General features: G+C 72.0%; 4 protein-coding genes. All 4 read left to right on the top strand.

The genetic code is table 11. The features are described from left to right. Positions 1–64: 64 nt before the first annotated feature. Positions 65–1756 (top strand): fumarate hydratase, encoded by a 1692-nt coding sequence (locus tag ACF1A1_RS14830; RefSeq protein WP_391999948.1) that lies wholly within the window; start codon positions 65–67, stop codon positions 1754–1756. Positions 1757–1834: 78 nt separating this feature from the next. Further along, a complete protein-coding gene (locus ACF1A1_RS14835) occupies positions 1835–3241 on the top strand; it encodes a class II fumarate hydratase (RefSeq protein WP_391999950.1) in 1407 nt (468 codons plus the stop codon). Positions 3242–3313: 72 nt separating this feature from the next. Then, positions 3314–4006 (top strand): DUF402 domain-containing protein, encoded by a 693-nt coding sequence (locus ACF1A1_RS14840; protein ID WP_391999952.1) that lies wholly within the window; start codon positions 3314–3316, stop codon positions 4004–4006. 313 nt (positions 4007–4319) lie between these two features. Beyond that, entirely contained in the window at positions 4320–6413 is a 2094-nt protein-coding gene (locus ACF1A1_RS14845; protein ID WP_391999953.1) for a SpoIIE family protein phosphatase, read from the top strand. The last annotated feature ends 183 nt before the right edge of the window (positions 6414–6596 follow it).

Raw genomic sequence — 6596 nt, forward strand, 5'->3', positions numbered from 1 at the left:
GGCGCTGCCAATGGAGGCCGGCCGCGGGCCGACCGCGCTGTCTGTCGAAGAGGAATGGGCACCGATGCCTGAGTTCGAGTACACCGATCTGCTCCCCATGGGAGAGGACACCACCCCCTACCGGCTGGTGACCTCCGAGGGTGTCTCCACCTTCGAGGCCGACGGGCGCACGTTCCTCAAGGTCGAGCCGCAGGCGCTGCGCCGGCTGGCCGAGGAGGCCATCCACGACATCCAGCACTACCTGCGCCCCGCCCACCTGGCGCAGTTGCGCCGGATCATCGACGACCCAGAGGCGTCCGGCAACGACAAGTTCGTCGCCCTCGACCTGCTGAAGAACGCGAACATCGCGGCGGCGGGCGTGCTGCCGATGTGTCAGGACACCGGCACGGCGATCGTCATGGGCAAGCGCGGGCAGAACGTGCTGACGGAGGGCCGGGACGAGGAGGCGCTGTCCCACGGCATCTACGACGCGTACACCAAGCTGAACCTCCGGTACTCGCAGATGGCTCCGCTCACCATGTGGGAGGAGAAGAACACCGGGTCGAACCTGCCGGCGCAGATCGAGCTGTACGCGACGGACGGCGGCGCCTACAAGTTCCTGTTCATGGCGAAGGGCGGCGGCTCCGCCAACAAGTCCTTCCTCTACCAGGAGACGAAGGCCGTCCTGAACGAGGCCTCCATGATGAAGTTCCTGGAGGAGAAGATCCGTTCGCTGGGTACGGCCGCCTGCCCGCCGTACCACCTCGCGATCGTGGTCGGCGGCACGAGCGCGGAGTACGCGCTGAAGACGGCGAAGTACGCCTCCGCGCACTACCTGGACGAGATCCCGGCCGAGGGCTCGCCGCTCGGTCACGGCTTCCGGGACAAGGAGCTGGAGGAGAAGGTCTTCGAGCTGACGCAGAGGATCGGGATCGGGGCGCAGTTCGGCGGCAAGTACTTCTGCCACGACGTGCGCGTGGTGCGGCTGCCGCGGCACGGCGCCTCCTGCCCGGTCGCCATCGCCGTCTCCTGCTCGGCCGACCGCCAGGCGGTCGCGAAGATCACCGCCGAGGGCGTCTTCCTGGAGCAGCTGGAGACGGACCCGGCGCGCTTCCTGCCGGACACGACGGACGAGCACCTGACCGAGTCCGGCAGCGGCTCCGCCGCGGGCTCCGGCGACGTCGTCAGGATCGATCTGAACCAGCCGATGGACGACATCCTCGCCGAGCTGACCAAGTACCCGGTCAAGACCCGGCTGTCGCTGTCCGGTCCGCTGGTCGTGGCGCGTGACATCGCGCACGCCAAGATCAAGGAGCGGCTGGACGCGGGCGAGGAGATGCCGCAGTACCTGAAGGACCACCCGGTGTACTACGCGGGCCCGGCGAAGACGCCGGAGGGTTACGCGTCCGGTTCCTTCGGGCCGACGACGGCCGGACGCATGGACTCCTACGTCGAGCAGTTCCAGGCGGCGGGCGGCTCCAAGGTGATGCTGGCCAAGGGCAACCGCAGCCAGCAGGTCACGGACGCGTGCAACGCCCACGGCGGCTTCTACCTCGGCTCCATCGGCGGCCCCGCCGCCCGCCTCGCCCAGGACTGCATCAAGAAGGTCGAGGTCGTCGAGTACGAGGAGCTCGGCATGGAGGCCGTCTGGAAGATCGAGGTCGAGGACTTCCCGGCGTTCATCGTCGTCGACGACAAGGGCAACGACTTCTTCCGGGACCCGGCACCGGCGCCGACGTTCACGTCCATTCCGGTACGCGGTCCCGGACTCGCGTAGGCCCGAACGGTGACGGTTCACCTCCGCGGGGAACAGTGGTCGCGTCGCGAATGCTGTGAGACGTGGAGGTGATCGTCGATGACCGACGAGCAGGACAAGGCGGCCGAGTACCGCATCGAGCACGACTCCATGGGCGAGGTCCGCGTCCCCGCCCACGCCAAGTGGCGGGCCCAGACCCAGCGGGCGGTGGAGAACTTCCCCGTCTCCGGGCAGCGCATCGAGCGGGCGCACATCGAGGCGCTCGCACGGATCAAGGGCGCGGCGGCGAAGGTCAACGCCGACCTCGGGGTGCTCGACAAGGACATCGCCGAGGCGATCCAGGAGGCGGCCGCCGAGGTGGCCGAGGGACGGTGGGACGAGCACTTCCCCGTGGACGTGTTCCAGACCGGGTCCGGCACCTCGTCCAACATGAACACCAACGAGGTCCTCGCCACCCTCGCGAGTGAGCGCCTCGGGCGGGACGTCCACCCCAACGACCACGTCAACGCCTCCCAGTCGTCCAACGACGTCTTCCCGTCGTCGATCCACATCGCCGCCACCGCCGCCGTCACCCGCGATCTGATCCCGGCCCTGGAGCACCTGGCCGCCGCCCTGGAGCGCAAGGCGGAGGAGTTCACCGACGTGGTGAAGTCCGGGCGGACCCACCTGATGGACGCCACGCCGGTGACGCTGGGTCAGGAGTTCGGCGGGTACGCCGCCCAGATGCGGTACGGCGTCGAGCGGCTGAAGGCGTCCCTGCCGCGGCTCGCCGAACTGCCGCTGGGCGGCACCGCCGTCGGCACCGGCATCAACACGCCCCCCGGCTTCTCCGCCGCCGTCATCCAGGAGGTCGCCCGCGTCACCGGGCTGCCCCTGACCGAGGCGCGCGACCACTTCGAGGCGCAGGGCGCGCGGGACGGCATCGTCGAGACCAGCGGGCAGTTGCGGACCATCGCCGTGGGCCTGACGAAGATCGCCAACGATCTGCGGTGGATGGCGTCGGGGCCCAGGACCGGGCTCGCCGAGATCAGCCTGCCCGACCTCCAGCCCGGCTCCTCGATCATGCCGGGCAAGGTCAACCCGGTGATCCCGGAGGCCGTCCTCATGGTCGCCGCGCAGGTCACCGGGAACGACGCCACCGTCGCCACGGCGGGAGCGGCCGGCAACTTCGAGCTCAACGTCATGCTGCCGGTCATCGCCAAGAACGTGCTCGAGTCCGTCCGGCTGCTCGCCAACGTCTCCCAGCTGCTCGCCGACCGGACCGTCGACGGCATCGTCGCGCACCGCGAACGTGCCCGCGAGTACGCCGAGTCGTCGCCGTCCGTGGTGACCCCGCTCAACAAGTACATCGGCTACGAGGAGGCCGCGAAGGTCGCCAAGAGGGCGCTGGCGGAGCGCAAGACCATCCGGGAGGCGGTGCTCGACGGCGGGTACGTGGAGCGCGGTGACCTGACGGTGGAGCAGCTCGACGAGGCGCTGGATGTCCTGCGGATGACACACCCGTAACCTTTCGCGCCCGGCGCGAGAACCATGACACGCGCCGCAGCGTCGTATGCCCATGGCACCTAATATCTGTGCATGGCAGACGGTGGAGCGGTGAGACGCGTGGGAACGGGTGGTGCGGCGGCCTTCTGGGAGCCCGGTGACCAGATCCTGTGGCGGTACCGGGAGAACGGCGGCGAGCGCTTCCACATCGCCCGGCCCGTCACCGTCGTCCGTGACGACGCGGACGTGCTCGCCGTGTGGCTGGCCCCCGGCACCGAGTGCGTCAAGCCCGTGCTCGCGGACGGCACCCCTCCGCACCACGAACCGCTGCGCACTCGCTACACCAAGCCGCGGAGCGTGGTGCTCGACCGCTGGTTCGGCACCGGTGTGCTGAAGCTGGCGCGGCCGGGTGAGCCCTGGTCGGTGTGGCTGTTCTGGGAGCCGGGCTGGCAGTTCAAGAACTGGTACGTCAACCTGGAGGAGCCGTTGGTCCGTTGGGACGGCGGTGTGGACTCCGAGGACCACTTCCTGGACATCTGCGTGTACCCGGACCGCAGCTGGGGCTGGCGCGACGAGGACGAGTTCGCGCAGGCCCAGCAGGACGGCCTGATGGACGCCGCGGTGGCCGAGCGGGTGCGGGAGGCGGGCCGGTCGGCGGTGGAGGTGATTCGCGCCTGGGGGGCGCCGTTCGACGACGGCTGGCAGCACTGGCGCCCGGATCCGTCCTGGGCCGTACCGTTGCTGCCGGAGGACTGGGACCGCACGCCCGCGCGCCTGTCCACATGAGACCCTTGATGCGCCCCCGGGCAACAAACGTAGGATCGTCCTCCGCACGACCAGGACACATCAACTCCCGGAGAAGGCGCCGGGTCTGACCGAACGTCACCGAGGGGCGGCAGGACGTGAGCGAGGGGTACGAGGGCAACACCGGTGGGGCCGGCACCGGCCCCGGGGGCCGTGCCCGGTCCACCGGTGACACAGGAACAGCCTCTGACCACGCGGGAATTCCGTTCCGGGGACATGCATTCCGGGTATCGGGTTCTCTGCGGGACCAACTGCACGCGCGGCGCGCAGCCCCGGACGGACGGATTCGACACGCGTGACGGAGCAGCCGACCTCCTACGAGCGCCCCCAGGGCGTCGACCCCACGGACCCCCGCGGGGGGTTCCCGCGTTCCCAGACGCCCACGGCGGGCTCCTCCGCCTTACCGTCCGCCGCCGCCCAGGCCCGCACCGAGGGCAAGGGCGAGGAACCGGCCGGTTCCGACTCCGAGCACTCCCAGCCGGTGGTCGCCGAGACGATGGGGGTCCCTCCCGTGGGAGCGAAGCCGACCGTGGGTGAGCACCGGCCTCGGCCCTCGCCCGAGTCCATCCCCCTCCAGCCGGGCGCCGAGGCGCGGCCCGAGCACAGCCCCGACGGGCAGGAGCGGCGTACCGGCCAGGCGTCGGCGCCGGGCCGGCCCACGCCGATGCGGCGGGACGGGGACCGGCTGCGCTTCGTGGGCGCGGCCACCCGGCGGATCGCCCGGGGCCTGGACCTGGACGAGATCGTGATGGGGCTGTGCCGGGCGACCGTGCCGACGTTCTCCGACGCGATCCTCGTCTATCTGCGTGACCCGCTGCCGGTGGGCGACGAACGGCCGGTCGCGGATCGTGTCGTGCTGCGGCTGCGGCGCACCGACCGGATCCCGGAGGATCGGGACACGGAGACCGGGTTCGCGCTGCTGGCCGTGCCGCCGCAGGAGGCGCCGGAGGTGTCCGAGCTGTCGGCGGCGGTCGCGGAGCTGTGCGAGGTGCGGCCCGGCGGGGCGCTGGCGGAGGTGCTGCGCGGGGTACGTCCGGTGTTCGCGGACACTCCGGCGGCACGGGTCGCGCTGCCCGAACTCATCGGCGAGGACAGTCAGTTGGTCGTCCCCGACGACCAGCGGGCGATCCTGGCCCCGCTGCGCGGCCGGCGCCGGGTGATCGGCGCCGCGGTCTTCATCCGCCGCCCGGACCGCATCCCCTTCGAGAACGACGACCTGCTGGTCGCCGCCCAGCTCGCCACGCACAGCGCCCTGGGCATCGACAAGGCGGTGCTGTACGACCGTGAGGCGTACATCGCCGACGAACTCCAGCGCACGATGCTCCCGGAGACCCTGCCCCGCCCCACGGGCGTGCGGCTGGCCTCCCGCTATCTGCCGGCCGCGGAGACCGCGCGGGTCGGCGGCGACTGGTACGACGCCATCCCGCTGCCGGGCAGTCGGGTGGCGCTGGTGGTGGGCGACGTCATGGGGCACTCCATGACCAGCGCGGCCATCATGGGGCAGCTGCGGACGACCGCCCAGACGCTCGCCGGGCTCGACCTGCCGCCGCAGGAGGTGCTGCACCATCTCGACGAGCAGGCCCAGCGCCTGGGCACCGACCGCATGGCGACCTGCCTGTACGCCGTCTACGACCCGGTGTCGCACCGCATCACCATCGCCAACGCCGGCCATCCGCCGCCCGTCCTGCTGCACCTGGGCGGCCGGGCAGAGGTGCTGCGGGTGCCGCCGGGCGCGCCGATCGGTGTGGGCGGCGTCGACTTCGAGGCCGTGGAGCTGGACGCGCCCGCCGGGGCGACCCTCCTGCTCTACACCGACGGGCTGGTCGAGTCCCGGCTGCGGGACGTGTGGACCGGCATAGAGCAGCTGCGGGAGAAGCTCGCCGCGACCGCGCAGCTGACCGGGCCGGACCATCCGCCGCCCCTGGAGGCCCTGTGCGACGAGGTGCTCGACATGCTCGGGCCGGGTGACCGGGACGACGACATCGCGCTGCTCGCCGCGCGCTTCGACGGGATCGCGCCGAGTGATGTCGCGTACTGGTTCCTGGAGCCGGAGGACGCCGCGCCGGGCCTGGCGCGGCGGCTGGTGCGGCGGGCGCTGGCCCGCTGGGGGATGGAGGACCTGACCGACTCCGTCGAGCTGCTGGTGAGCGAGGTGGTCACCAACGCGGTGCGGTACGCCTCCCGGCCGGTGACGCTGCGGCTGCTGCGGACCGATGTCCTGCGGTGCGAGGTCGGGGACGACGTGCCGCAACTGCCGCGTCTGCGCCAGGCGCGGGCGACGGACGAGGGCGGGCGGGGGCTGTTCCTCGTGAACCGGCTGGCCCGGCGGTGGGGGGCCACCCGGTTGAGCACCGGGAAGGTCGTCTGGTTCGAGCTGAACCGGGGCTGACGGTCCGCAAGAGGACGGAGGAGGGGGGGGGGGGGGGGGGGGGGGGGGGCCCCCCCCGCGGGGGGGGGGGGGGCGGGGGGGGGGGGGGCGGGGGGGGGGGGGGGGCGGGGGGGGGGGGGTGGCGGGGGGGCGTGGAGGCGGGGCGTGGAGGCGGGGGGCGTTCAGCCGTTCCCGCGGCCGAAG

It is taken from the genome of Streptomyces sp. NPDC014995 (assembly GCF_043080745.1).
Lineage (GTDB): Bacteria > Actinomycetota > Actinomycetes > Streptomycetales > Streptomycetaceae > Streptomyces.

Coding starts and splice junctions, on each gene's coding strand:
- ACF1A1_RS14830 (WP_391999948.1), top strand. CDS start 65: ATGCCTGAGTTCGAGTACACCGATCTGCTCCCCATGGGAGAGGACACC.
- ACF1A1_RS14835 (WP_391999950.1), top strand. CDS start 1,835: ATGACCGACGAGCAGGACAAGGCGGCCGAGTACCGCATCGAGCACGAC.
- ACF1A1_RS14840 (WP_391999952.1), top strand. CDS start 3,314: ATGGCAGACGGTGGAGCGGTGAGACGCGTGGGAACGGGTGGTGCGGCG.